Origin of the sequence: Streptococcus intestinihominis, assembly GCF_046824975.1 — a bacterium.
Classification (GTDB): Bacteria; Bacillota; Bacilli; order Lactobacillales; family Streptococcaceae; genus Streptococcus.
On sequence record NZ_JBKQBL010000004.1, the window covers coordinates 161,394 to 162,840 of the forward strand.

Genomic DNA, 1,447 nt, shown 5'->3' on the forward strand with positions numbered 1-1,447 from the left:
CCGTCCTAGAAGTTTTAGTCCCAACATCCCAAAACAGATTGGAATAATCATCAGAGCTCGGGTCAACTTCACAACCGTAGCCACTTCACCCGCTGCTTTACTATAGGAAAATGCAGCCGCTACAACAGATGAGGTATCATTAATGGCTGTTCCTGCCCAAAAACCAAATTGCCGATCCGTCATAGCAAGGAGGTGACCAAAAAAAGGAAAAAGGAAAACCGCTAGGATATTAAAGAAAAAGATAGTCGACATGGACAGAGCGATGTCATTTTCATCAGCTTCTAGAACAGGAGAGGCTGCCGCGATTGCAGACCCTCCACAAATAGCTGTCCCCATTCCAACCAAGGCTGTTAAGATCTTTGGAGCTTTTAAGAGGTAGCCCATTGCAAAAGCAGAGAGAAAGGCAATACTGATGGTCGGTAAACTAATGACCAAAGAAGACAGGCCCAATTGGGTCACCTTTTGAAAGGACAAGGTAAAGCCCATCAAGATAATGGAATATTGCAAGAGTTTTTTCCCTGAATAGGCTAGTCCCGGCCTGCTATTTTGAGGCAATAGATGACTAGCATTCAAGAGAATCCCACATAGGATAGCAAAGAGACTAGAGCCAAGGATAGGTACTGCTTTTCCTAACACCATAGATAGTCCTGCTGTAAGAGCGGCTAGCAAGGCACCGGAAACATACTGAGTTCCATTGGTTTTTTGATTCATGTTAACTCCTAAATTGTTCAACAACTTCTTTTACTTCTCCTGTCTTAGCAATGACAAGAGGAGCTATTTTCTCTAAACTGGCTTGAATCTGCGAGCCATATTGGCGATTTAATAAGCGTTGATCTAATAAAATGACCAGAGATTCTTGCTCGCTCGAACGACTCGAACGTCCAAGAGCCTGTTTCAAGCGTAAGATAGCTAGTGGCAAACTATAATCATAGAAAGGATTTTTCCCTTCTAGACGCAAGGTTTCGTGCAGTTTTTGCACGAAGAAATCACTTGGATTATCAAAAGGAATGCGAGGAATGACTTGAATGATTTTTGCTTGCTGGGCAAAATCGACCCCTTCCCAAAAACTACCGGATCCTAAAAGGACGGAAGCTTCCCCTCTATCAAATCGGCGTTTAATAGTTGCTGCTTCACCATTCTTATACTGAGCCAGGTGACCCACTGTCATCAGCTGAGAAGTTGCTAAAAGCAAGTCCTTGGAAGTGAACAAGGCGAAGAGAGGCAAGCCAGTAGCTGCTAGATCATCCAAATAGCTTGCTAAAGAGCCAGCTAATTCCTCTTGCGTCAAATTGGTCAAATCAGGAAATTCTCGATCGATGAAGATGGTTTGCCCTTGATGGTAGGACAGTTCTTTCCCGATGAATTGGTAATTCTCAATTCCTAAAATCGAGGCTAGATTGACCTTTTTACTAATGGATAAGGTAGCTGAGACCAAGAGAAGTCTGGT

The 1,447-nt window shown here is 43.3% G+C and carries 2 protein-coding genes; both read right to left on the reverse strand.

Annotated features, from left to right (window positions below; all coding sequences use genetic code 11):
• A partial coding sequence (locus tag ACLOR3_RS07645; protein ID WP_412037114.1) for a YeiH family protein occupies nucleotides 1–711 on the reverse strand: 711 nt, incomplete at its 3' end.
• 1 nt (nucleotide 712) lies between these two features.
• The coding region (locus tag ACLOR3_RS07650; protein WP_412037115.1) for a helicase C-terminal domain-containing protein at nucleotides 713–1,447 on the reverse strand (735 nt) is incomplete at its 5' end.